Source organism: Pseudomonas sp. NCCP-436 (genome assembly GCF_019656335.1).
In the GTDB taxonomy this organism is placed as follows: domain Bacteria; phylum Pseudomonadota; class Gammaproteobacteria; order Pseudomonadales; family Pseudomonadaceae; genus Aquipseudomonas.
Genome location: NZ_BPLZ01000012.1, coordinates 23311 through 48146, shown reverse-complemented (window position 1 = coordinate 48146; position 24836 = coordinate 23311). Strand labels below are relative to the sequence as shown.

The 24836-nt window shown below is 62.6% G+C and carries 23 protein-coding genes; 11 read left to right on the top strand and 12 right to left on the bottom strand.

What is annotated here, in order from left to right; genetic code table 11:
* Window positions 1–230: 230 nt before the first annotated feature.
* Together algB and NCCP436_RS13030 are read left to right on the top strand one after the other, a co-directional pair.
* A complete protein-coding gene (gene algB / locus NCCP436_RS13035; RefSeq protein ID WP_220804429.1) occupies window positions 231–1583 on the top strand; it encodes a sigma-54-dependent response regulator transcription factor AlgB in 1353 nt (450 codons plus the stop codon).
* Window positions 1584–1596: 13 nt separating this feature from the next.
* Window positions 1597–3396 carry an ATP-binding protein gene (locus tag NCCP436_RS13030; RefSeq protein ID WP_220804428.1) on the top strand — a complete coding sequence of 600 codons (1800 nt, stop codon included), beginning with the start codon at window positions 1597–1599 and terminating at the stop codon, window positions 3394–3396.
* A 20-nt stretch (window positions 3397–3416) separates the two neighbouring features.
* On the opposite strand, the gene NCCP436_RS13025 is transcribed toward NCCP436_RS13030, so the two are convergent.
* The 6 genes from NCCP436_RS13025 to NCCP436_RS13000 form a co-directional block, all read right to left on the bottom strand.
* On the bottom strand, window positions 3417–3602 hold the full coding sequence (locus tag NCCP436_RS13025; protein ID WP_220804427.1) for a PA3371 family protein: 186 nt from the start codon (window positions 3600–3602) through the stop codon (window positions 3417–3419).
* A gap of 18 nt (window positions 3603–3620) precedes the next feature.
* Window positions 3621–3914: a hypothetical protein gene (locus tag NCCP436_RS13020; RefSeq protein WP_220804426.1), complete on the bottom strand. Its 294-nt coding sequence runs from the start codon at window positions 3912–3914 to the stop codon at window positions 3621–3623.
* Window positions 3915–4096: 182 nt separating this feature from the next.
* The gene (locus NCCP436_RS13015; RefSeq protein WP_220804425.1) at window positions 4097–5284 is read right to left on the bottom strand and encodes a hybrid sensor histidine kinase/response regulator; all 1188 of its coding nucleotides are present in this window, start codon (window positions 5282–5284) and stop codon (window positions 4097–4099) included.
* Window positions 5278–5889, bottom strand: a complete 612-nt coding sequence (locus tag NCCP436_RS13010) for a chemotaxis protein CheB (protein WP_220804424.1) — start codon at window positions 5887–5889, stop codon at window positions 5278–5280. Before NCCP436_RS13010 ends, NCCP436_RS13015 begins: the two co-directional genes overlap by 7 nt.
* Window positions 5886–6695: a protein-glutamate O-methyltransferase CheR gene (locus NCCP436_RS13005; RefSeq protein WP_220804423.1), complete on the bottom strand. Its 810-nt coding sequence runs from the start codon at window positions 6693–6695 to the stop codon at window positions 5886–5888. Before NCCP436_RS13005 ends, NCCP436_RS13010 begins: the two co-directional genes overlap by 4 nt.
* Window positions 6695–10174: a response regulator gene (locus tag NCCP436_RS13000; RefSeq protein WP_220804422.1), complete on the bottom strand. Its 3480-nt coding sequence runs from the start codon at window positions 10172–10174 to the stop codon at window positions 6695–6697. The genes NCCP436_RS13005 and NCCP436_RS13000 overlap by 1 nt, the downstream gene beginning before the upstream one ends.
* A 147-nt stretch (window positions 10175–10321) precedes the next feature.
* Here NCCP436_RS13000 and NCCP436_RS12995 point away from each other — a divergent pair, with 147 nt between their 5' ends.
* The 5 genes from NCCP436_RS12995 (at window position 10322) to NCCP436_RS12975 (ending at window position 15629) form a co-directional block, all read left to right on the top strand.
* A complete protein-coding gene (locus NCCP436_RS12995) occupies window positions 10322–10732 on the top strand; it encodes a response regulator (protein WP_220804421.1) in 411 nt (136 codons plus the stop codon).
* 226 nt (window positions 10733–10958) lie between these two features.
* Window positions 10959–11852 carry a LysR family transcriptional regulator gene (locus tag NCCP436_RS12990; protein WP_220804420.1) on the top strand — a complete coding sequence of 298 codons (894 nt, stop codon included), beginning with the start codon at window positions 10959–10961 and terminating at the stop codon, window positions 11850–11852.
* Window positions 11853–11942: 90 nt separating this feature from the next.
* Window positions 11943–12758, top strand: coding sequence for a formate dehydrogenase accessory sulfurtransferase FdhD (gene fdhD, locus NCCP436_RS12985; RefSeq protein ID WP_220804419.1), 816 nt, complete (start codon window positions 11943–11945; stop codon window positions 12756–12758).
* Entirely contained in the window at window positions 12755–15091 is a 2337-nt protein-coding gene (locus tag NCCP436_RS12980; protein WP_220804418.1) for an FdhF/YdeP family oxidoreductase, read from the top strand. Before fdhD ends, NCCP436_RS12980 begins: the two co-directional genes overlap by 4 nt.
* Before the next feature lie 85 nt (window positions 15092–15176).
* Complete coding sequence (locus NCCP436_RS12975) at window positions 15177–15629, top strand: glycine zipper domain-containing protein (protein ID WP_220804417.1); 453 nt, start codon at window positions 15177–15179, stop codon at window positions 15627–15629.
* Here the strand turns inward: NCCP436_RS12975 and NCCP436_RS12970 are convergent.
* From NCCP436_RS12970 to NCCP436_RS12955, 4 genes are all read right to left on the bottom strand, one after another.
* Window positions 15623–16363 (bottom strand): DUF4824 family protein, encoded by a 741-nt coding sequence (locus NCCP436_RS12970; RefSeq protein ID WP_220804416.1) that lies wholly within the window; start codon window positions 16361–16363, stop codon window positions 15623–15625. The genes NCCP436_RS12975 and NCCP436_RS12970 overlap by 7 nt on opposite strands.
* Entirely contained in the window at window positions 16360–17424 is a 1065-nt protein-coding gene (locus NCCP436_RS12965) for a DUF2157 domain-containing protein (protein ID WP_220804415.1), read from the bottom strand. Before NCCP436_RS12965 ends, NCCP436_RS12970 begins: the two co-directional genes overlap by 4 nt.
* A 42-nt stretch (window positions 17425–17466) precedes the next feature.
* Complete coding sequence (locus tag NCCP436_RS12960; protein WP_220804414.1) at window positions 17467–17901, bottom strand: thioesterase family protein; 435 nt, start codon at window positions 17899–17901, stop codon at window positions 17467–17469.
* A gap of 367 nt (window positions 17902–18268) precedes the next feature.
* Window positions 18269–18439: a hypothetical protein gene (locus NCCP436_RS12955; RefSeq protein WP_220804413.1), complete on the bottom strand. Its 171-nt coding sequence runs from the start codon at window positions 18437–18439 to the stop codon at window positions 18269–18271.
* Between the two features lie 217 nt (window positions 18440–18656).
* On the opposite strand from NCCP436_RS12955, the gene NCCP436_RS12950 reads away from it, so the two are divergent.
* The 4 genes from NCCP436_RS12950 to NCCP436_RS12935 are packed head-to-tail and all read left to right on the top strand — an operon-like array spanning window position 18657 to window position 22089.
* Window positions 18657–19796 carry an ABC transporter permease gene (locus NCCP436_RS12950; RefSeq protein WP_220804412.1) on the top strand — a complete coding sequence of 380 codons (1140 nt, stop codon included), beginning with the start codon at window positions 18657–18659 and terminating at the stop codon, window positions 19794–19796.
* Window positions 19793–20578, top strand: coding sequence for an ABC transporter ATP-binding protein (locus NCCP436_RS12945; protein WP_220804411.1), 786 nt, complete (start codon window positions 19793–19795; stop codon window positions 20576–20578). The genes NCCP436_RS12950 and NCCP436_RS12945 overlap by 4 nt, the downstream gene beginning before the upstream one ends.
* Complete coding sequence (locus NCCP436_RS12940; protein WP_220804410.1) at window positions 20579–21496, top strand: MlaD family protein; 918 nt, start codon at window positions 20579–20581, stop codon at window positions 21494–21496.
* Window positions 21493–22089, top strand: a complete 597-nt coding sequence (locus tag NCCP436_RS12935; RefSeq protein ID WP_220804409.1) for an ABC-type transport auxiliary lipoprotein family protein — start codon at window positions 21493–21495, stop codon at window positions 22087–22089. Before NCCP436_RS12940 ends, NCCP436_RS12935 begins: the two co-directional genes overlap by 4 nt.
* A 66-nt stretch (window positions 22090–22155) precedes the next feature.
* Here NCCP436_RS12935 and NCCP436_RS12930 read toward each other — a convergent pair whose 3' ends face one another.
* Both NCCP436_RS12930 and hslO read right to left on the bottom strand, forming a co-directional pair.
* The gene (locus tag NCCP436_RS12930) at window positions 22156–23697 is read right to left on the bottom strand and encodes a phosphoenolpyruvate carboxykinase (RefSeq protein WP_220804408.1); all 1542 of its coding nucleotides are present in this window, start codon (window positions 23695–23697) and stop codon (window positions 22156–22158) included.
* 159 nt (window positions 23698–23856) lie between these two features.
* Complete coding sequence (hslO, locus tag NCCP436_RS12925; RefSeq protein ID WP_220804407.1) at window positions 23857–24744, bottom strand: Hsp33 family molecular chaperone HslO; 888 nt, start codon at window positions 24742–24744, stop codon at window positions 23857–23859.
* Between the last annotated feature and the right edge of the window lie 92 nt (window positions 24745–24836).

The following is a 24836-nucleotide window of genomic DNA, read 5'->3' as shown; positions in this document are numbered from 1 at the left end:
GGAGGGCCTCTATGCTCATGAGCATCGGCTGACAGACATCCCTCCTGCCGTCCTGCGGATCGGCCAACTGACATGACCTGTTGTAAGGTCGGCACGGAACCATGGGTCGGCTTTAACCGCGTCAGGGAGATATGACGCGTGCCCCAAGGCGTTGGCTGAACGCAAGACCCATGCAACTTGCACGGACATTTCCTGACTAACCTGCATCAACCAGGTAATGGAGTACATCAATGGCAGATTCAGCGCAGACCAATGGACGTATCCTGCTAGTCGACGACGAAGCAGCGATCCTGCGCACCTTCCGCTACTGCCTGGAGGACGAGGGATACGAGGTCTCCGGAGCCGGCAGCGCGGCACAGGCCGAGGCTCTGCTGCGCCGCCAGGTATTCGACCTGTGCTTCCTCGACCTGCGCCTGGGTGAGGACAATGGCCTGGATCTGCTGGCACAGATGCGTATCCAGGCCCCCTGGATGCGGGTAGTGATCATCACCGCGCATTCAGCGATAGACACCGCCGTGGACGCCATCCAGGCCGGTGCCGCCGACTACCTGGTCAAACCCTGCACACCGGATCAACTGCGCCTGGCGGCCGCCAAGCAGCTGGAACTGCGCACCCTGGCCGCACGTCTGGAGGCCCTGGAGGGCGAGGTGAGCAAGAGCAAAGACGGGCTCGACTCGCACAGTCCGGCGATGATGTCCATTCTTGAGACTGCTCGTCAGGTCGCTACCACCGATGCCAATATCCTCATTCTCGGCGAGTCCGGCACCGGCAAGGGCGAACTGGCCCGCGCCATTCACGGCTGGAGCCGACGAGCCCGACGCACCTGCGTGACCATCAACTGCCCATCGCTGACCGCAGAGCTAATGGAGAGCGAGCTGTTCGGCCATGCCCGCGGCTCCTTCACCGGCGCCAGCGAAAGCACCCAGGGCCGGGTCAGCCAGGCCGACGGTGGCACCTTGTTTCTCGACGAGATCGGCGATTTCCCGCTGGCCCTGCAACCCAAGCTGCTGCGTTTTATCCAGGACAAGGAGTACGAACGTGTCGGCGACCCGGTAACCCGCCATGCCGACGTGCGCATCGTCGCCGCCACCAACCTGGATCTGAACGAGATGGTGCGTGAAGGACGTTTCCGCGAAGACCTGCTCTATCGCCTCAACGTCATCACCCTGACCCTGCCGCCACTACGCGAGCGCCACGAGGACATCCTCCCGCTGGCCGAGCGCTTCCTGGCCCGCTTCGTCAGCGAATACGGTCGCCCGGCCTGTGCCTTTGGCCCCAAAGCCATCACCGCGCTGCAGAACTATCACTGGCCGGGCAATATCCGCGAACTGCGCAACGTCATCGAGCGCGCCAGCATCATCTGCCAGCAGGAAAGTGTCGAGGTATCCCACCTCGGTCTTGGCGGTGCTACGGAAGCCCCAGTCAGCACGCCACGCATCGGCGCGGCACTAAGCCTGGAAGAGCTGGAAAAGGCACACATTGCGGCAGTACTGGCCAACAGCAACACCCTGGACTTGGCAGCCAGAACACTAGGCATCGACTCCTCTACGCTGTATCGCAAGCGCAAGCAGTACAACCTCTGATCCGGGAAACCCAATGAGGCTTCCAATAAAGCTTCGCACCCGCCTGTTCCTAAGCATCTCCGCGCTGATCACCGTGGCGCTGCTGGGCCTGCTGCTGGGTCTGTACAGCGTCACGCAAATGGCCAACCGTCAGGGCGATCTTATTCAACGTGGCTTCAATGCTGTAGAGATCGGCCAGAAGCTGCGCCAGCATCTGGGTGACGAACTGCTGGTGCTGATCGACCAGGAGCCGGATCCTCAGCGTCTGGGCGAGATCCGCCAGGCCTTTCAGACCACCTTCGAAGAGGGCATCGCCGCCGGCATGGGCGAAAGTTACGAGGCTGGCCTGCGCACTGCAATGCGTCTGCACGAGGAGATGGAACAGGCCGCCGCCAGCGGCATGACAAACGGCCTGGCCCCCCATAACCTGGCCGCCTACGAGCCCTTTACCGAGGCATTCCAGCGCCTGCGCAACCACCTTCTGGAGGAACAGGACAAAATCGTTCGCTGGGTCATCGAGACCGAACAGCATACCGGTGAGCGCTCTCGACTGATCGCCGTGCTGCTCGGCTTTATCGGCCTGGCCGTTCTGACCATCGGCGTGCTCACGGCCAACGGCATCGCCCGCCGCTTCGGCACTCCCATCGACATGCTGGCCCGCGCTGCCGACCAGATCGGCCGAGGCAAGTACGACGTGGTGCTACCGGTTTCACCGGTGGTGGAGCTGGCCGTACTTAGCCGTCGCTTCGGCTTGATGACCGAAGCGCTGCGCGAATACCACTCCAGCAACCTCCAGCAATTACTCAGCAGTCAGGGACGCCTGAAGGCGGTACTGGACAATATCGACGACGGCCTGGTGATCCTCGATGCCCAGGGCCGGGTGGAACACGCCAACCCGGTAGCCATGCGTCAGTTGGCCTGGAGCGCCGACAGCCTCGAACAGCCCATCGCCACCCTGCTGCCCGAACACGCGATAGACGAGGCGCTGCGTCTGGTGCTGGCCGGCGAACTGTTGCGTGAGCCGCCGGCTGACCTGCAAATCGAACGCGACGGTGAACTGCGCCTGCTGGCCTGGGCCCTGACCCCGGTGAAACTGCAACAGGGCGGCAGCGTCGGCGCGGTGATGGTGCTGCGCGACGTGACCAAACAGCGTGCCTTCGAGCGGGTTCGCAGTGAATTTATCCTGCGCGCCTCGCATGAGCTGCGTACACCGATCACCGGCATGCACATGGCCTTCAGCCTGCTGCGTGAGCGCCTGAAGCTACAGGATGGCAGCCGCGAACAAGATCTGGCGCAAACCGTGAACGAGGAAATGCGTCGACTGGTTCATCTGATCGACAACCTGCTGGACTTTTCCCGCTACCAGAATGGCCTGCAGCCCCTGGAGCGCAGTCCCTGCGATCTCGCCGCATTGTTGGAACAAACCCGAGCGCTGTTTGCTGACGAAGCCGCAGAGCGCGGACTGACTTTGCTCACCGAGGTGGAAGCACCGCTGCCGCCTCTGATCGCGGATCGCAACCAACTGCAGCGCCTGCTGGACAACCTGGTCAGCAACGCGCTGCGTCACTGCAATCCGGGAGGCACAGTGCGCCTGCAGGCCAAACGCCAGGGCGAAAAGGTGATTGTAAGCGTTCAGGACAACGGCGAAGGTATCCCTTTCGGCCAACAGGCAAGGATCTTCCATCCCTTCGTCCAGCTCAGCCGGCGCAAGGGCGGTGTCGGTCTGGGACTGGCGATGGCTCAGGAAATCGTCCAGCTGCACGGTGGGCGCCTAGGCGTAGAATCACGCCCTGGCGAGGGCGCATGCTTTCACTTCAGCTTGCCGCTGCAGTGAACCGGCGCCCAACATCTGACTCAGCGCAGTTGAGGATCGAACTTGATACGCCGACCAGCCAGCAGAGCCACCAAGGTCGCCAGGCCGAACAGGCCGCTGGCACATTTGAGCAACAGAGAAGAAACGACTCCCAGCTCCGGGGCCAACCACAACACGGCCAGACACAGGCAGGTTAGGATCAGCAGGCACAGGGCGGTTCTGGACATGTCATGGCTCCTTGCGACTCAGAACACCCAGCGCGGGCTATTGGCCAGCGGCTGTGCAGCCTCTGCACCATGGGTATGAGGCTGAAGCTCCGAGGCATTCACCCAGCCACCCTCCTCATCAAGGACCTCGGCAGTCCGTGGACGCACCTTGTGGGTGTCATCTCCTACTGCATATCCCCCCATCGCCTGACCGGAAGCATTGAACTCTCCGGTAACGGCACAGGCTGCAACCGTCTCGACAGACTGGGCGGCAAAAGCCCCACAGGAACACAGGGCAACGGCACAGAACAAATTCAGGCGGACGATGGACATGGCGCTTCTCCATTAGCTAACTGGCAGATCAGTCAGGTTTTCCTTGCCTCTTCTCTGCACCCTGCATGCCAACTTGATAGCACCAATAAAAGATTAAAAATCAATCACTTAAGAAACAAATAGCAGATCGCCTGCATGCACTTTGCAAGAACCGTGAAAACCAATGCATGCAATTTGCACGATCACTCATGCTGCGGCAGCACCACACTGAAGCAGGAGCCCTCGCCCGGCCGGCTACTCAGCTCGATATGCCCGCCGTGAGCCAACACGATCTGCTCGCTGATAAACAGTCCCAGGCCCAATCCCTGCGCCATGCCACTGCCAGGCACTCGCTCAAACTGCTCAAACACCCGTCGCTGATCGACTTCATCGATACCGATACCCTGATCCTGTACCTCGACGCGAACCAACCCATCCGCAACCCGCACCCGAACCGTCACTGGCTTGCCGTTACCGTAGCGCTGGGCATTGGTCAGCAGATTCACCAGTACCTGCTCGATACGGAACTCGTCCATCAGCACGGGAGCAGGGCCGTCGACCTGTAGCTGTATCGATGTTCCGGTACTGACGAACTGCGCGGCCAGGCTATCCACCACACGTCCGGCCAGTGTGCCCAGATCCGCGGGCTGCGGACGCACCGACAGCCTGCCCGTGCGGATTCGCGAGATGTCCAGCATGTCGTCGATCAACCTGCCGAGACTGCGTATCTGACGCTCGTCACGAGCGATCATCTCCTGCAAGCGCTCGGGTGTGAAGGCATCCATACGCCCCTGTTCCAGCCGCAGCCGGCGCAGCTGCACGTCGAGAATCAGACCGTTGAGCGGTGTGCGTAGTTCATGCGAGGCAATCGACATAAACACGTCGCGCATCTGCACCGCCTTCTGCAACTCGGCCTGGGTATCGCGCAACTCCGCCAGCAACGCTTCCTGCTCGCGGTGAGCAGCTTCGACTACTTCCAACTGCATGCTTAGCGCCTTGCGGTGACGGTACAGGTCGACAAACATGCTCACTTTGCTGCGCACCTCGAACGGCGACAGCGGCTTGTGCAGAAAATCCACCGCACCGCTCTCGTAGCCGCGAAAGGCATAGTCCATGTCACGACTGGCGGCACTGACGAAGATGATGGGAATGTTCCGGGTCTTCTCCGTTCCACGCATCAGCGATGCCAGCTCGAAGCCGTTCATGCCCGGCATCTTCACATCGAGAATGGCCAGAGCGAACTCGTGCTCAAGCAACAGCGACAGCGCTTCATCGGCATTGCCGGCCTCGAACACCGTTCGATCCGGTGTCTGAATCAGCGAGCGTAGCGCCAGCAGGTTTTCCGGCAGGTCATCGACCAGCAACAGCTTGGCTTCGATCTTTTTCAACATGATGCGACGTCCAGTTCGCTCAGCACTCCACGCAGGGCACTGATAGGCAGTACAAAGTCCGGTTTCAGCAGCGCCAGCGCAGCTTCCGGCATAACGGGTACCAAAGCATCGGTCGGCTCCTGCACCAAGGTCAGGCCGCCACGCCGATGGATTGCCAACAGCCCGGCGGCGCCGTCCTCATTGGCTCCGGTGAGCAGAGCCGCAGCCAGATGCTCACGGTAGGCATCGGCGGCAGACTCGAAAAGAATGTCGATGGCCGGACGGGCATAATGCCGCGGTGCTTCCCGACTCAGGGAAAAGCTGCGGTCGGCCTCAATGGACAGGTGATAGCCCGCCGGCGCCACATACACCTGCCCGCCGCGCAGGTATTCCTTATCTTCCGCCTCCTTGACCGGCAACTGCAGGCGTCGCCCCAGCAGCTCGGCCAACAGGCTGTCGCGACGATCCGGCACATGCAGCAGACACACCACCGGCAGCCGGTAGCTGGCCGGCAGTTCCTGCAGCAGTTGCAGTAGCGCGTCCACGCCGCCGGCAGATGCACCGATCAGTAGCGCTTCCGGGGCCGGACGCAGACGCCCGCGCAGGGAAATCCGACGTCCGCTCATCTCTTGCGAAAAATCCTTTCTTTCCGTGAAACCGCCTCGAAATGCCGCGAATAAGCAGAAAAATCCAGACTTTCTCTGCTGCCAAGACCAAGAAAGCCACGATGACAGAGCGAATCGTGAAACAGTCCCAGGGCACGATCCTGCAGATCACGGTTGAAATAGATCAGCACGTTGCGACAGGACACCAGATGCGTCTCGGCAAACACGCTGTCGGTGGCCAGGCTGTGGTCGGCGAAGGTGACGTTGGCACGCAGCGACTTGTCGAACAGCACCCGGTCATAGGCCGCCGAGTAATAGTCGGAGAACGCGCCCTTGCCGCCGGAAAGCTGGTAGTTCTGGGTGTAGGTACGCAGGTTGTCGAGAGCGAAGATGCCCTGCTCGGCCCGCTCCAGCGAGTAAGGGTTGATGTCGGTGGCGTAGATCATGGTGCGCTCCAACAACCCTTCCTCACGCAGCAGAATGGCCAGGGAATAAACCTCCTCGCCGGTGCTGCATCCCGCCACCCAGACCTTCAGCGAGGGGTAGGTGTGCAATACCGGCACCACCTGCTGGCGCAGGGCGAGGAAGTAATCAGGATCGCGGAACATCTCGCTGACCGGAATCGTCAGGTACTGCAGCAACTGCATGAAGGCCTTCGGCTCGTGCAGGATGCGCTCCTGCAACGCCGACAGGGTTGAGCAGCCCAGCTGTATCTGCGCCTGTTGCAGCCGACGCTTGAGCGATGCCCGCGAGTAGTCGCGAAAATCGTAGCTGTAGCGCAGGTAGATCGCCTCGATCAGCAGGCGCAGTTCGATCTCGTCCGGCATCAGAGGCGCTCCAGTTTAGGCATCCAGACACGGATCAGAGAAAACAGCCGATCCAGGTCGATGGGCTTGGCCAGGTAATCATTGGCTCCGGCCTCACGGCAGCGCTCCTGGTCGTCCTTCATGGCCTTGGCGGTCACCGCGATGATCGGCAGTTCCTTCCAGCGGGCCTCCTGGCGAATGCGCCGGGTGGCCTCGTAGCCATCCATCTCCGGCATCATCACATCCATCAGCACCAGGTCGATATCGTTGTGCTCGTTGAGCTTGGCCAACGCCTCGAAGCCATTGCGCGCCACTTCCACCGAGGCACCCTTCTGCTCCAGGGCACTGGACAGCGCAAAGATGTTGCGCACGTCATCGTCCACCAGCAGCAAGCGACGGCCCTCGAACAGCTTGTCGCGACTGCGCGCGTTCTTGAGCATGCGCTGGTGCTCGCTGGACAGCTCCGATTCCACCTTGTGCAGGAACAGAGTGACCTCATCGAGCAGCCGCTCGGGCGAACGCGCCCCTTTGATGATGATCGAGCGCGAGTAGCGCAGCAGTTCGGCCTCTTCGTCGTGGCTCAGATTGCGTCCGGTGTAGACGATTACCGGCGGGAAGGAACAGATGTCCTCTTCGGCCATGCGCCGCAGCAACTCGTTTCCGAGCATGTCCGGCAGTTTGAGGTCGATGATCATGCAGTCGAACACCGTGGTGCGCAGCTTCTCCAGCGCCTCACCGGCCAGCGCCACGGGGGTAATCTCGATGTCGTCGTCGCCGATCAGGCGCGCGATACTGTCGCGCTGCAGCGGGTCATCCTCCACCAGCAGCACCCGTTTGACCTGCTGGTTGAGCTTGGCCTCCAGCTTGCCAAAGACCTCCTTGAGCTGTTCGCGACTGGTAGGCTTGAGCGCATAACCCACCGCGCCGAGGTGCAACGCAGCCTCGCTGTGATCGTCAACCGAGACCATGTGCACAGGAATATGACGGGTCTGCGGGTCGTCCTTCAGACGCTGCAGTACACCCAGACCGGAGCCGTCCGGCAGGCGCATGTCAAGCAAGATGGCATCGGGACGGAACTGACGCGCCAGCTCCAGCCCCTCCTCCGCCCGCATGGCCACCAGGCAGGCATAACCGAGCTCATGAGCCAGATCGAAGAGTATGCGGGCAAAGCGCGCCTCATCCTCGACCACCAGCACACGCCGGCCGCTGCGCTCGCCAAGCCGCTCGCGGTCATCCTCGAAGGGTGCCGGCACCCGCATTACGGACGGCTCGGGAGAAGCTTCGGCCGGTATCGGCGCCGACGGCTGCGGTAGCGGAGCCGGAATCGGCGTCGACCGTACAGTCGGCGCGTCGGCCACCAGGCGCTCGGGCAACAACAGCGTGAAGGTGCTGCCTTCGCCCGGCACGCTGCTGACCGTGATGGCACCGCCCAGCAGCCCGGCCAGATCCTGCGAAATGGACAATCCCAGGCCGGTGCCGCCGAAGCGCCGGTTACTGGTGCCGTCGGCCTGACGGAATGCCTCGAAGATCACCTCCTGCTGGTCGGCGGCAATGCCGATACCTGTATCGGTAACAGCAAAAGCCAGGCGGTGCTCGTCGTGGCGCGAAACACTCAGAGTAACGCTGCCACGCTCGGTAAACTTCAGGGCATTGGACAGCAGGTTGCGCAGGATCTGTTCGGCGCGCTGGCGATCGGTGAACAGCACGGCGGGCAGCTTGTCCTGAGCCACGATCTGCAAGCCCAGCCCACGCTCGCGAGCCTGCGGTCCGAACACGTCACGCAGGCTCTCCAGCAAGCTGTTCAATGGCATCCGCTCGGGACGCACCTCCAGTTTGCCGGCCTCGACCTTGGCGATATCGAGGATGTCGTTGATCAGGTTGAGCAGATCGTTACCGGCCGAATAGATGGACTCGGCGAAGCGCACCTGTTCCTCGTCCAGATTGCCTTTGGCGTTTTCCGCCAAAAGCTTGGCCAGGATCAAAGAGCTGTTCAGCGGCGTGCGCAATTCGTGGCTCATGTTGGCAAGAAATTCGGACTTGTAGCGGCTGGCACGCTGCAGTTCCTCGGCCCGCTCCTCCAACTGCAGCTGGATGCGACCGAGGGTGACATTGCGCTGGTTCAGCTCATCGCGCTGATCCGCCAGCACCTGGGTCTGCTCGGCCAGTTTCTCGTTGGTCTGCTCCAGCTCGGCCTGCTGTGTCTCCAGATGGGCCTGTGACTCCTTGAGGACACGGGCCTGCTGCTCCAGCTCTTCGTTGGCGGCGCGCAATTCCTCCTGCTGGGTCTGCAACTCCTCGTTGAGCTGCTGTGTCTCGGCCAGCACCGCCTGCAGCCGCTGGCGGTAGCGTGCAGCCGCCAACGCAGTGCCGAGGCTGGTGGCAATGGACTCGAGGAACTCGCGTTCGCGAGGCTGCAAGCTATGCATAAAGGCCAGCTCAAGAACGCCATTGACCCGATCCTCGGCCTGCAGGGGCACCAGGGCGACACTGACCGGCTCACCCTCGCCGAGGCCGGAGGCTACCTTGATGTAATCTGCCGGCAGGCTCTCTAGGCAGAGCAGGCGGCGACTACGGGCGGCCTGTCCGACCAGACCCTCGTCCCGATAGAAGTGCTCGCGTCCCTGAACACTGCCACTGAACCCCTGACTGGCCACCAGCTGCAGGTCGCCGCTGGATGGATCGCGCAGGTACAACGCCGCCACCACGCAGTCCAGGTATTCGCTCAGGAATGTCAGCGAGTGATCGGCCAGTTCCTGCACCTGCAACTCGCCCAGCAACCGCTCGGACAATTGCGTCTGGCCGGCGCCGAGCCAGGCCCGGCGATGCTGCTCGTCGGCATATTCGGCCTGCCGCCCCATGGCCTCGGTATAGCGCTGCGACAGGTTCAGCAGCTCACGACGGCCGAACAATGCCAGCAATGCACTAAACAGCAGGCTGATCAGCAGGTAGGCGCCAACGCCCCAAATCGCGGTATTACTCACCTCGGCATTGCGTAGCCTGCGCAAGTCGCGCTCGCTGCCGATAAAGCCGTCCAGCTCACTGCGCATGCCGTCAGTCAGGCTCTTGCCCCGACCACGGCTGACCTCCTCCTGGTAGTCCCCCCCGCTGCGCCGCTGAGTGATTACCTCCTGGGCATATTGATCCCACTGCAGCCGCAGACTTAGCAGACGCTCCAGTCGCCGTGCTTGAGGCGGGTTATCGGCCACCATGGTAATGAGCTGTTCGGTCAGTGGCTGGTACTTGCTGCGCGCCAGCTCGTAGGGCGCAAGAAAGTCAGCGTTGCCACTGAGCAGGTAACCGCGCATGCCGGTTTCCATGTCCAGTGTCAGCTTGTACACCTCACTGGCGCGGTTGAGCACCTGATCCGTATGTTCTACCCAACGAATTGCATTGATCAGATAACCGACCACCACGGCGAAAAACAAGGCGCTGGCCAGCCCCAGAGCAAGCGGCAGGCGGACGTTGCGATTGAGGATTCTGCGAAAGCCTTCCTCATCCATGACAGACGCGTTCGACGCTGGCACATCCATAATGATTGTCTCGCTGTTTCTTGTTTAATAAGCGCAGGCATGTGGCACACTGACCGCGCACAGGCCTTGAAGTTTGCCAGACATGCGCACTTTCTGCGCTGCCTGCCCGGAACCCCCATGACCGACACCCAATCCACCACAAGCAAGACCATTTTGCTGGTCGAAGACGACGACCTGGTACGCCAGCTAACTGCGGAGGTTCTGGAGGAGTTCGGTTATACAGTGATCGCCTGTCGCGATGCTGCCAGTGCTCTGCAGCAGCTCGACTCTGCGCAGCCGCTGGCACTGCTGATGAGCGATGTGGGCCTGCCCGATATGGATGGCCGTCAGTTGGCCGAAACCGCACGCCAGCTGCGGCCGACCCTGCCGGTACTGTTTGCCAGCGGCCACCACGAGCGAGAGTTGCTTGCCTCCCAGCCTGACGGTGGGCACGTCACAGCCTGCGCAAGCATCATCAAACCCTACGACCTCAACCAGTTGGCCCGACAGGTGGCCGAGCTGGTGCGGGACACTCCGGCACAGGACTGAGCTGAGGGGCAAAATTCGCCCACCATCAGGCCGAGCACTGCGCCAGTGCTCAGCGGCCACACGATCTACGTCTACCACAGTCATACAGCGCTGCTCGAGGTGCACGAAGTAGGCGGCAAGGTACCATTGAAGGCCGATGCGAACAGCGCAGTCTGACACCAGACGCCCCAGCACCACCCCTCTGCCCGCAGAGAGCCGCTAGAATCCGTGCAGAGCAGGAGAGCCCATGGACATCAAGCAGCTGAAATTTCTCGTTGCCCTCGACGAAACCCGCCACTTCGGCCAGGCGGCGGCACGCTGCCACGTGACCCAACCTACACTGTCGATGCGCCTGCGCCAATTGGAGGAAGAACTGGGGCTGGCCTTGGTCCGGCGCGGTCAGCGCTTTGAGGGCTTTACCGCCGAGGGCCAGCGAATCCTGGCCTGGGCACGCAGCGTGCTGGCGGCACAGGATGGTCTGCTGGCCGAGGCCGCCGCCTGTCGCGGCCATCTGGTAGGCACCCTGCGCCTGGGCGTGGTACCACTGGCAAGCTTCGACCCGATGCGCCTGCTCGGGCTGTTCGCTACCCGCCATTCCGGACTGCGCTTCCAACTGCAGGCACTGAGCAGCGACCAGATCCTTGAAGGTCTGGCACGCAACCAGCTCGATCTCGGCCTGTCTTACCTCGACCGTCTCGATCGCGAGCAGTTCGCCAGCCTGGAACTGGCCGAGGCTCGCATGGGACTGCTCTACGACAGCCGGCATTTTCACTTCCCCAACCCCAGCCTGCGCTGGGAACAGCTGGCCGACCTGCCGCTGGGGCTGCTGAGCAGCGGCATGCATTTTCGCCTGTCCATCGATCACAGCTTCCGCGCCCGCGGGCTCAGGCCGCAGGTACTGCTGGAAGCCGATGCCGTCCATCACCTGATCCAGGCCGTCAACGCCGGGTTGTGCTGCAGCATCATGCCGTTGCCGGCCAACGACAGACAGAACGACAGCCATCTGCACCTGCGGCCCATCGAAGATGCCAACACACTAGCGCCACTGGGGCTGATCATGCGCCGCAGCGCACCCAGTTCGCCGCTGGCTCAGGCCTGCTTCGAAGAGGCAAGGGACTGGCTGGCAGCAATTGATAGATAGCATCGATCAAAATATCAAAGCCAACGATTAGACGCTTCCGTCACACCGGCCTAGGCTTAGCTGTGTCAATCTGTCACAGAGACCGTGTCGATGGCCGAGCCTGCCTCCCAGCCGCATCCTGCCGGTGCCTACAGCTACACCGAGATTGGTGCTGGCCAGGCATTGCGTGCCGTGCTGGCCGAGGAGTGCGCGCTAGCTATAAGCTACAACGGACTGAACCAGGCGGTAATGATGGTTTCACCCCATCATCTGGAAGATTTTGCCGTCGGCTTCAGCCTCGGAAACGACCTCGTCGACTCAATCGACGATATCTATGACATTCAGCTGCTTGGTAGCGGCGAGCGTCGCGAAGCGCGCCTGCAGGTCAGCAGCCGCGCCTTCTGGAAGCTCAAGCAGCAGCGCCGGCAGCTGGCCGGCACCAGTGGCTGCGGCCTGTGCGGGGTCGATGCCCTGGAGCAGGCCCTGCCAGGGCTCGACGCCCTACCCGGCAGCAGCCTGCCACGACCAAAACATCTGGCCGGTTTGCGCGAGCGCATCGCTGCCGAACAGCAACTGGGCCGTCACAGCGGCGCACTGCATGCAGCCCTGTTTATCGATGCGGCTGGCGAGATCCGCCTGTGCCGCGAAGACATCGGCCGGCACAACGCACTGGACAAGCTGATCGGCGCCCTGGCCCGGCAGCGTATCGAGCGCGCTGGCGGCTTCACCCTGGTCACCAGTCGCTGCAGCCTGGAGCTGCTGCACAAGGCGGTACGCGCCAGCATCGGCACTCTGGTAAGCCTCTCGGCTCCCACCGCGCTGACCGTCGACTGGGCGCGCCGCCACCGCCTCAACCTTATCCACCTGCCTCATCACAGCACAGCACGGGTCTATAGCCCCGCGCCAGACGAAGAACAACGACCATGAGCCTGCAACCCGTCAACCCCCGCTACAAGCCCTACAAAGGCCCGGCCGCCGGCTGGGGCGCGCTGAATGCCGTCACACGCTTCTGGCTCGACAGCAAGCAGCCGTTCAAGAACCTGCGCGCCCTGCTCAAAACCAACCAGAACGGCGGTTTCGACTGCCCCGGCTGCGCCTGGGGCGACTCGCCCGAAGACGGCCGCATCAAGTTCTGCGAGAACGGCGCCAAAGCGGTGAACTGGGAGGCCACCAAGCGGCGAGTGGATCCGTCGTTCTTTGCCCGCTACAGCGTCAGTCAGCTGCGCCAGCAGAGTGATTACTGGCTCGAATACCAGGGCCGCATTACCCACCCGATGCGCTACGACGCCAGCACCGACCACTATGTACGCACCACCTGGGCCGAAGCCTTCGCCCTGATTGCCCGCCATCTGCGCGCCCTGCCGGATCCGCACCAGGCCGAGTTCTATACCTCCGGCCGGGCCAGCAACGAAGCAGCGTTTCTCTACCAGCTATTCGTCCGCGCCTATGGCACCAACAATTTCCCGGACTGCTCAAACATGTGCCACGAGGCCAGTGGCGTGGCTCTGGGCCAGAGCATCGGCATAGGCAAGGGCACGGTGACCTTCGACGACTTCGCCGAGGCCGACGCCATCTTCGTGCTCGGCCAGAACCCGGGTACCAATCACCCGCGCATGCTCGAACCACTGCGCGAAGCGGTCAAGCGTGGCGCTCAGGTGGTCTGCTTCAACCCGCTGAAGGAGCGCGGACTGGAACGTTTCCAACACCCGCAGCATGCGCTGGAGATGCTCACCAACGGTTCCGAGCCACTCAACACGGCGTTTTTTCGCCCGGCCCTGGGTGGCGACATGGCCGCCATGCGTGGCATCGCCAAATTCCTCCTGCAATGGGAGCGTGAGGCGCAAGCCAAGGGTGAAACGGCGGTGTTCGACCATGCCTTCATTGCCAAGCACACCGAGGGTGTCGAGGCCTATCTGCAATTGCTCGACGATACGTCCTGGGATGCCCTGGAGGCCCAGTCCGGCCTGAGCCTGCGCGAGATCGAACAGGCCGCGCGAATGTACCGCCGCGCCAAGCGAGTCATCATCTGCTGGGCCATGGGCATCACCCAGCACCACCATTCGGTGGCAACCATCCAGGAAATCGTCAACCTGCAATTGCTCTGCGGCAATATCGGCCGTCCCGGCGCCGGCCTGTGCCCGGTGCGCGGCCATAGCAACGTGCAGGGCGACCGCACCATGGGCATCAACGAGCGCCCTCCAGCCGCACTGCTCGATGCCATCGAACGGCGCTTTAGCTTCAAAGTGCCGCGCGAGCACGGTCACAACACGGTGGAAGCCATCAACGCCATGCTCGAAGGGCGTGCCCGGGTGTTTATCGGCCTCGGCGGCAACTTCGCACAGGCCACTCCGGACAGCCCCCGCACCCATCGCGCCCTGCAGAACTGCGATCTTACCGTGCAGATCAGCACCAAACTCAACCGCAGCCACCTCACCGTCGGCCGCGAAGCACTGATCCTGCCCTGCCTGGGCCGCACCGACATCGACCGCCAGGCCAGCGGCCCGCAGGCGGTTACAGTGGAAGACTCGTTCAGCATGATTCACGCCTCCTACGGCCAACTGGAGCCGATGGCCGATAGCGAGATGCGCTCTGAGCCGGCCATTGTCGCCGGCATTGCCAAGGCCACCCTGGGCAACCATCCGGTGGACTGGGATGCGCTGGTGGCCGACTACGCCCGAATCCGCGAGCTGATCGCCGATACCATTCCCGGTTTCCATGACTTCAACCGCCGCGTGGCTCATCCCGGCGGCTTCTACCTGGGCAACTCGGCCGGTGCACGGGAATGGAAAACAGCCTCCGGCAAGGCCAACTTCAAGGCCAACGCACTGCTCGACGACCTGCTGCCGCCCCAGGTTCGCGAAAGTGGCGAGATACCGGATCTGATCCTGCAGACCCTGCGCTCCCACGATCAGTACAACACCACGGTCTATGGCCTGGATGACCGCTATCGCGGCGTGCGTGGGCAGCGCAATGTGCTCTTTGCCAACGAGGCAGACATCCTGCGCCTGGGCTTCAAACCGGGGCAGAAGGTGGACATTCGCTCGCTGTGGAACGACGGTGTCGAGCGCAGCGTCGCAGGTTTCACCCTGCTCGCCTTCGACATTCCTGCCGGTCAGGCAGCCGCCTATTTCCCGGAGGCCAACCCGCTGGTACCGCTGGAAAGTGCCGGAGTCGGCAGCAGCACCCCGACCAGCAAGTTCATCGCCATCCGCCTGCAGCCGGCTGCCGCCGATAACCTGCTGGGCAGCACGGCAGGCTGAGCGGCAGCGGGGAACCTCGCCCACGACTTGCCGGTCAATGGCGTGACAAATGCCACGGGCCGGCGAAGCCCCTGATCGAGGAACCATGAAGTCTCTGCAACTGCTGTTTCTTTCCCTGGGCCTGGCCAGCGGCGGACAAGCCGTGGCCGGCAATACCGAAGCCGGACTGGGCGGCGCACTGGGTGGTGCCCTGGGCGCAATGGTCGGCCAGCAGGTCGGCGGCAGCAGCGGAGCCGCCGTCGGAGCCGGGTTGGGCGGCGCCGCCGGCAGCATGGTCGGCGCGGATCGCCACAGCCGCACCGAGGCGGCCATCGGCGGCGCGCTGGGCGCGGCCGGCGGCAGCGTCATCGGCCAGCAGGTCGGCGGCAATACCGGAGGTCTGCTCGGCGCCGCGGTCGGCGGTGGTGCCGGCGGGGCGCTGGGCAATCACATGGGCAACGCCAGCTACGAAGACGAACGGCGTGGCAAGCCCCATCACCGCCATGTCCACGGCAAGCCGCACAAGCCCCCCCATCACCGGCACTGGCGCCGTCACTGAGTGACGCCGGTCACCCACGGCTCGTAACGCTGACCGAAGCTCACATCCACCAGCATGCCTGACGGCTGTCGCCAGTCGCGCAGTAGCTCCCGGTAAGGCAGGGGGATGCTGATAAAGTCGTTGTCCAGATCGATTCGCGCGTAGTAGCCGGGCAGAGCACCTCGCACATATGGCGTAAGTCGCGCCGGCAGCAGCAGATGCTGCCGGCGATCCGGCCACTGGCGCCGCAGAACCTCGGCATCCAGCCCTACGTCCACAACCAGCAGGCGGCTGGCCTCCTCTTTCTCACGCTTCAGCTCCAGCCGCAGTTGATCACGCTGCTGCAGTAATCTCTCCTCATCAGGACGCAGCGCAAGAGCCGCCTCGGCCTCGGACAGCCGAACCCGGGCCTTGTCCAGATGTTCATGATAAGCGGGGCCGTTCAACTCCAGTACCAGCCAGACCGGTCGGGAAGCACCACGCTCTAGATGCTCAGGATCAAAACCAAGCTGGATCAGCTTGGCATCGTCCAGCCAGGCTTCGTCGTAAACATTGTGCGGATGCCGCCAGACCAGTTGCAGGCGCACGCTATCATCAGCACCGCCGCGCAGCCAGCCGTAACTACGCCGCAACTCGCGCTCGCTGAACTGCAGTTGCGCCAGCGGTTCACCGCTGCGGTTGTACCAGACACCACCAAGCGTCACGGCATTGCTCAGCAAGATCAGCCCCAGGCCGAGCCAGAGCGGTCGTCTCATGCCGCACCTCCCTGCGCGTCACGGCGCCAGCGCTGCAATATCACCAACAGCAGCAGGGCTATCAGCCCGATCAGCAGGAAGAACAGATAGCGCGGCAGCAGCTCCCACCACCAGTCAAACAACTTGCAGAGCAGCAGCACCAGGGCGTAGCCGGTACCGCAGGTGGTCACCTCGCGCCAGCCACGGTCAATGCCCAGCCAGATCACCAGCCCGGCCAGACCGAACCCCAGGACTTGGTAGAAGACCTCCACCCAGCGGGTCGGCCAACCGAGGTAACTGCCCTCGCCCCAGTAGCCCAGCAGCAGCACCGGAACCAGCAGAAACAGCAGGCCGATAATCCGGTAGCAGGCAGCGAAGCCTGGGTAGCGGGCCTGTCCGAAGAGCAGCGGAATCAGGGACAGCAGTACCGCCGGCATAAAGTTTTCCAGCCGCTCCCCCATCTCACTCCAGTGCCAGCCGCTCAGGGCGCTGACCCGAGCCGCGATAAACAGTCCGAAGCAAAGCAGCGCACTGACCAGCAGTATCCGCCAGCGGCACTGGTAGGCCAGTAGTAGCGCCATTGCTCCCCAAGGCAGCAGGGCCTTATCCGATGGTGCGATGTTGAAGATTTGCCCGAGCATCGTCAGGTTCAGCACGAAACAGACGAGCGCCAGCACTGCCGCCAGCCCGGAGTAGTAACCGGTACTGTCGCGGCGCTGCAGCCAAAAGCACAGCCACAGGCTGCCGAGCGAGCTGCCCATCAGCAGACCAACCTGTACCGGGGTGTCGAACAGTCCCCAGAAACGGTGGAAGAGGAAGAACAGTCCCGCCGCCAGGGCCAGCGCACCGAACAGCGAAGCCAGACGCATGCCTAGGGACAGCTGACGGGCGCGGTCGTCGGCATCGATGTCCAGGTTCTGCCGGTAGTGGCACAGCAGGCGCTCATGGTACTCGTGAAGCGCCTTTTGCTGGACGTCACTGAGCGACAGCACCTGCTCCTGCTGCAGCTCGGCCAGCTCCTGGCGAAAGGCAGCGACACGCTCGGCGCGGCGTTGCGCCTGCTCGCGCGGTAAATCGGACATGGACTCTCCCAAGCATTGGCAATGCCCAGAGCCTAGCATGCCTCAGCCCGGCAGGAGACGCTCCAGCGCACGGCGCAGCGTGGCCGGGATGGCCACCGGGCGGCTGCTGCTCCGCTCCACAAAGACGTGAACGAAGCGTCCGGCGGCGCAGGCCTGTGGCTCGCCGGCGCGGAAGATCGCCAGTTCGTACTGCACCGAGCTGTTGCCCAGCCGGGCAACCCTCAGCCCCACCTCGATGACATCGGGAAAGGCGATCGAGGCGAAGTAGTCGCAGCTGGAGCTGACCACAAAGCCCACCACCTCGCCTTCGTGGATATTCAGCCCGCCTTCGGTGATCAGGTAGGCGTTCACCGCGCTGTCGAAGTAACTGTAATAGGTCACGTTGTTGACGTGACCGTAAATGTCGTTGTCATGCCAGCGTGTAGTAATCGGCTGGAAGTGGCGGTAGTCGCCACGCCGGTGTTCAGTTTCGCTCATATGCCTTTCCTGCAGGAGCGCGTCTCAGTAGGCGGCGCGTCAGATGGCCAATGTCTGCTGCTTGTTCATATCACACGGATTGTTCGCCAGCAGGCGCTGCTGCAGCATGGCGTCCGCCGCCAGGAGCGGCAACATCGACTCGCTCCCCCGGGCATTGTGCAACCGGACGGGAGGACCGCTGCGGTTGTATAAGGCGGTCAGAGCCTGAGTCAATCGGGATGGGCCAGCAAGGCCACATCCTGCGGGCTGCCCGGCATCATCTCAGTGCCAGCGAGTAGCAAAGCGGGCGCTGACTACGGCGATACCCGGGGACAAAAACGCCACTGCGCCGAGGCTGAAATCGTGGCGCAGCAGATAGGGAAAGCGGTCAGGCGGCACGGGACGAAATGGAGTCGCTAATGAGCATGCCGTGGGATACCAGGTAACAACGCTGACCATTGCGCAGGGTCAGCGGGTCGCGGCTGGCAATGATCCAGCCCTTGCTCAGCAGGTGGTCGATATGCGCTCGCAAGCGGGGAAGCTGGCGTTGTTCCTTCATGGCCATTCTCTGATTATTGGATCTATGTGGCGCCACACCGGACATCCGTGACACGAATCACAAAATTGTAGTGGCGTATTGCCAGAATTGAAAGTCCGACAATCGTACAAAGCCCGTGTAGGACATTTGCCATGTCACGCCCCTCGTCGTCAGCCAACAGGGGATGCACCGCGCAAAGCTGGCTAGCGGCCCCAGGACAAGGCTAAGCTCTCGTCCCATGACACCAACCGAGCCCTATATCACCCCCCCGCCGGCCGGTCGCATGGATGCCCCCTGGCAGATCGGTGGCGACTGGACGCTTTCCCACTACGCCAGCCTGGAGCCACAGGTTCAGGCGCTGCAGACGCACCTGCAAAACGCCACGGCAGTCGTATTCGCCAACCTGGAGGCAGTAGACACTGCCGGGGCGTCTTTACTGGTGCAGCTGTTGGGCAGCCAGCGTCTGCGCCAGCTCGTCCAACAGCCCGATTTCGATGAAGGCCGGCGAGCCCTTCTGCTGGCGGTGGCCAACGCCATGGCCGACGAATCACCGCAGCCTGCCGCACCACGCAGCTCGGTTCTGCACGAGCTGCTCGGTCATATTGGCGAGGCAGTAGAAAATCTCTGGCACCAAGGCCGCGCCCTGCTTGGCTTCATGGGCCTGACCCTGGCCAGCATGCTCGGCGTACTGCTGCGCCCGCGACGCTGGCGGATCACCTCGCTGGCGGCCCATCTGGAACAGTGCGGACTCAATGCCGTACCGATCATCACCCTGCTGACCTTCCTGGTCGGCGCCGTGGTGGCTTTTCTCGGCGCCACCATCCTGGCCGACTTCGGCGCCAGCATCTACACGGTCAACCTTGTGGCCTTCTCCTTCCTGCGCGAGTTCGGTGTCTTGCTCACCGCCATCCTCATGGCCGGCCGTACCGCCAGTGCCTTCACCGCGCAGATCGGTTCGATGAAGGCCAATGAGGAGATCGACGCCATTCGCACCCTGGGCCTGAGTCCGATCGAGCTGCTGGTGCTGCCGCGGGTGTTCGCCATGCTCATCGCCTTGCCGATCCTGACCTTCATCGCCATGCTCAGCGGCATGCTCGGCGGCGGCCTGGTCTGCGCCCTGTCGCTGGACATCCCGAGCACCCTGTACCTGTCGATACTGCAGGACAGTGACCTGTTGCGGCACTTTTTGATCGGCATGCTGAAGGCACCGCTGTTCGCCTTCCTGATCGCCCTGATCGGCTGCCTGGAAGGCTTCAAGGTCAGTGGCAGCGCACAATCGGTCGGAGAACACACCACCTCGGCGGTAGTTCAGTCGATCTTCATGGTGATTCTGCTCGACGCTCTGGCGGCGCTGTTTCTCATGGAGATGGGCTGGTGAGTCGCAACAAGGTCATCGAGGTGCGCAACCTGAGCAATCGCTTCGGCAACCAGGTTGTCCACGAACATCTGGATTTCGACCTGTATCGAGGCGAGATTCTCGGTGTAGTCGGCGGCTCCGGCACCGGCAAGTCGGTACTGCTGCGCAGCATCGTCGGCCTACGCCAGCCCAATGCGGGTACCGTACGGGTATTCGGCGAGGAGTTGCTGAGTCTGCCAGTCGAGCGCCGCTCGCAACTGGAGCGGCGATTCGGCGTGCTCTACCAGCGCGGCGCACTGTTTTCCTCGCTAACCGTGACCGAGAACATCGCCCTGCCGCTGATCGAACATGCCGGCCTGTCGAGGCCAGCCGCCGAGCGCCTGGCGCAGGTCAAGATTGCCCTGGCCGGGCTACCATCGAATGCCGGCGACAAGTACCCGGCCTCACTGTCCGGCGGTATGGTCAAACGTGCAGCCCTTGCCCGGGCGCTGGCGCTGGATCCGGAGATCCTGTTCCTCGACGAACCCACTGCAGGCCTCGATCCCATCGGCGCTGCCGCCTTCGACCAATTGATCCGTACCCTCAGCGACAGCCTGGGCCTGAGTGTGTTCCTGGTCACCCATGACCTCGACACCCTCTACAGTATCTGCGACCGAGTTGCAGTGCTGGCACAGAAAAAGGTACTGGTGGCCGACCGCCTCGACGTGGTGGCCGCTACTGACGACGCCTGGATTCAGGAATATTTTCACGGCCCGCGCGGACGCGCGGCCGCACAGGCCGCCACGGCGGCAGGGAGTCAATGAATGGAACCCAGAGCCCATCACGTACTGATCGGCCTGTTCACCGTACTGACGCTGGGCGCTGCGCTCCTGTTCGGCCTGTGGCTGAACAAGAACGGCCGTGACAGTGCCTTCAGTGATTACGAGGTGATCTTCAATGAAGCAGTCACCGGCCTGTCACAGGGCAGCTCCGTGCAATACAGCGGGATCAAGGTTGGCGACGTGGTCAGCCTCGGTCTCGACCCACAGGATCCACGTAGCGTGCGCGCACGCATCCGCATCGTTGAGCACACCCCAATCAAGCAGGACACCCGAGCCCGCCTGGCCATCACCGGCGTCACCGGCCTGGCGGTGATTCAGCTGCACGGTGGCAGCCCGGAGAGCCCGCCGCTGGAAACCAGCAACAGCCAGCCCGGAATCATCATCGCTGACCGTTCGCCACTCTCGCGGCTGATGGCCAACGGCGAGGATCTGGTCAGCAACCTTACCCTGCTGCTCAACCGCGCCAACCGCATGCTCTCCCACGAAAACGCCGAACATGTCTCTCACACCCTGAAAAATCTTGAGCAGCTCACCGCCGGCATGGCCGAGCAACGCGATGAACTTGGCAATGTCCTCAAACAAACCGCTGCCGCTGCCCGCGAAGCCACCGAGCTGATGCACAGCGCCAATCAACTGCTCGACGGTCAGGGTCGCCAGGTGCTGGAAAATGCCGAACGACTGATGGCTTCGCTCGATCGCAGCAGCCGCAGTATCGAGCAACTCCTGCAGAACAATCGCAGTGCTCTGGACAGCGGCATGCAGGGACTCGGCGAGCTGGGCCCGACGATAGCCGAACTGCGCGACGCTCTCGGAGCCCTGCGCGGCTTTTCCCGGCGCCTGGAAGAAGACCCTGCCGGCTACCTGTTGCGCAACGAAAGCATCAAGGAGTTCCAACCATGAAGTCTCTGTCTCTGCTCCTGGCAGCCAGTCTGCTGTCGGCCTGCTCGATCCTGCCGCAGAGCGAACCTCTGGACATCTACCAACTGCCGGCCAGCGAGCTGCCGGCCCGGAATCAGCCCGTCGACTGGTCGCTGCGACTGCACAGTCCGGGCAGCAGCCCGCTGTTCGACAGCAATCGCATCGTAGTGCAGCCCGAGCCAGGCCGGATCAATACCTATCAGGGCGTGCGCTGGAGTGAGCGCGCCCCGCAGCTGCTGCGTGCGCGACTGCTCGACGCCTTCCAGGATGACGGCCGGATTCAGGCACTGAGCCACGAGGATCAGCACCTGCATGCCGATCTGGAACTGGTTGGCGACCTGCGTAGCTTCCACAGCCAGTACCGCGACGGCCTCCCCGAGGCACTGATCCAGCTCGACATGCGCCTGGTCAACAGCCGCGACCAGCGCATCCTCACCAGTCGCCGCTTCAGTGTCCGCCAGCCGGCCAGCGACAGCTCCATCAACGCGGTGATACAGGCCTTCGGCCAGGCCGGCGACCGCCTTGCCCAGGAGCTGGTGGACTGGACCCTAACCGAGGGTCAGAGCAACCGCTGAGACACATAAACAACAGCCATGAAAAAGCCGCCCTCAGGCGGCTTTTTCATGGCTTGAGCGTCCGGCTCAGAGCTGCGGGCCGGCGTTCTTGATTGCATCGCTGACATCGAACTTGGCGAAGTTGTCGATGAACAGCTTGGCCAGACCACGGGCAGCCTCGTCGTAGGCGGCCTTGTCAGCCCAGGTATTGCGCGGATTGAGCAGCTCGGTATCGACACCCGGAACAGCCTTCGGCACGTCCAGATTGATGATCGGCAGATGCTCGGTTTCCACACCAACCAGCGCGCCGCTCTGGATGGCGGCAATTACGGCGCGAGTGGTGGGAATGTTGAAGCGCTTGCCAACACCGTAGCCACCGCCGGTCCAGCCGGTGTTGACCAGGTAGACCTTGGAGCCGAAAGCGTTGATGCGCTTGATCAGCAGTTCGGCGTAGACACCAGCCGGACGCGGGAAGAACGGTGCGCCGAAACAGGTGGAGAAGGTCGACTTGATACCGCTGCCCGAACCCATCTCGGTGGAACCAACCAGTGCGGTGTAGCCGGACAGGAAGTGGTAGGCCGCCTGCTCGTTGTTGAGGATCGACACCGGAGGCAGTACACCGGTCAGGTCACAGGTCAGGAAGATAACGGCGTTCGGCTCACCGCCGAGGTTCTTTTCGCTGCGCTTCTCGACGTATTCCAGCGGGTAGGCGGCGCGACTGTTCTGCGTCAGGCTGTCATCGCTGTAGTCGGGGACGCGCTGCTCGTCGAGCACGACGTTTTCCAGCACGGTACCGAACTGAATGGCTTTCCAGATCACCGGCTCGTTCTTCTCAGACAGGTCGATGCACTTGGCATAGCAACCGCCTTCGATGTTGAACACCACGCCCTCGCCCCAACCGTGCTCGTCGTCGCCGATCAGGTAACGCGATTCGTCAGCCGACAGAGTGGTCTTGCCGGTGCCGGACAGGCCGAAGAACAGGGTCACGTCACCTTCTTCGCCGATATTGGCAGCGCAGTGCATCGGTAGCACGTCTTTTTCCGGCAGCAGGAAGTTCTGCACCGAGAACATGGCTTTCTTCATTTCACCGGCATAGCGCATACCGGCAATCAGCACCTTGCGCTGGGCGAAGTTGATGATCACGCAACCGTCGGAGTTGGTGCCGTCACGCTCGGGCACGCACTCGAAGTTGGCGACGTTGAGGATCTGCCACTCAGCCTTGGCTGAGGGGTTGTAGGCTTCCGGGTTGATGAACAGCTGACGGCCGAACAGGTTCTGCCAGGCGGTGGCAGTGGTCATCTTGACCGGCAGGTAGTGTTCTTCGGCAGAGCCTACGTGTACGTAGGAAACGAAGTGTTCCTGGGCGTTGTTGAAGGACTCGACACGCTCCCACAGGGCATCGAACTTGTCGGCCGGGAACGGACGGTTGATGCTGCCCCAGGCGATCTGCGCCTCGGTGCTCGGCTCCTGCACGATGAAACGATCGGCCGGAGAACGGCCGGTGCGATGACCGGTACGTACGACCAGAGCGCCATTGGTGGCCAGTTCGCCCTCACCGCGGCGAATGGCCTCTTCGACCAGTTGCGCGGTGCTGATATTGGTGTATACGGCGTTGTTGGCTTGCGTCATGAGGTTCCCCGTCGGCCGCTGGCCGAATCTTCCGAACGTTGTGTAGTACAGGGGCAACTGAACTACACGGTAAGAAAAAGTTGCGGAATTATGCCAGAAGCATGCGGAGTTTGGCAGCCTCCTACTTAATAGAGAAAATCTATAACTTGAAAACAGCCATCAGTGGCGTGTCTGTGAAGGCTCGTCGGTGCCTGCGCCGGCGAACAGCTGAGCGATGTCGGCGGCATCAAACAGATAGCGTTCGTTGCAGAACTGGCAATCGATCTCCACGCGCCCCCCCTGCTCGGCCAGCAACTGTTCGGCATCGGCCTGGCCCAGGCTGACCAACGCCCGGGCGGAGCGTTCACGTGAACAGCTGCAGCGGAACTGCAGCGGCTGCTCGTCGAACAACCGCACATCCTGCTGGTGGTAGAGACGGTGCAGCAGGGTTTGGTTATCCAGCCCCAGCAGCTCTTCGGCGGTCAGGGTGTCAGCCAGGGTCAGCAGATGATTCCAGCTCTCCTTACGCGCGTCGGGATCGGTCTGCACTTGCGCCGGCATTTGCTGCAGCAGCAGGCCGCGCGCGCGCTGGCCGTCGGCTTTGAGCCAGAAGCGGGTGGGCAATTGATCGGAGCTGGCAAAGTAGTTGGACAGGCATTCGGCCAGGTCGACGCCATCAAGTTCAACAATGCCCTGGTAGCGCTGGCCATGGGCCGGATCCACGGTAATGGCCAGTACACCACCGGGCATCAGAGTCAGCAGATCGGCGTCGGCGCCGATGCCCTGCTGATCATAGCGGGCGATACCACGCAGCTCGCGGGAGCTGGAACACTCAACCATCAACAGCGACAGCGGCCCCTCGGCGCGCGCCTGCAGTATCAGCAGACCGTCGAACTTCAGTGTGCCAACCAGCAGTGCCGCCGCAGCCATCATCTCACCGAGCAACTGTGCCACCGGCTGCGGATAGCTATGCTTGGCCAATACGTGGGCGTAACTCTCGCGCAACGCAACCATTTCGCCACGCGCGTCGGCATCGTCGAAGAGAAAGCGTTGACTGAAGTCGTTCATAGCGGCCGGCCCGAGGTCTGTGCGAATGGGCCGGCGATTTTATGCACAAATGCCGCCCCAACCAAGGCCCGGACGTCATGTGAGCTGGCGCA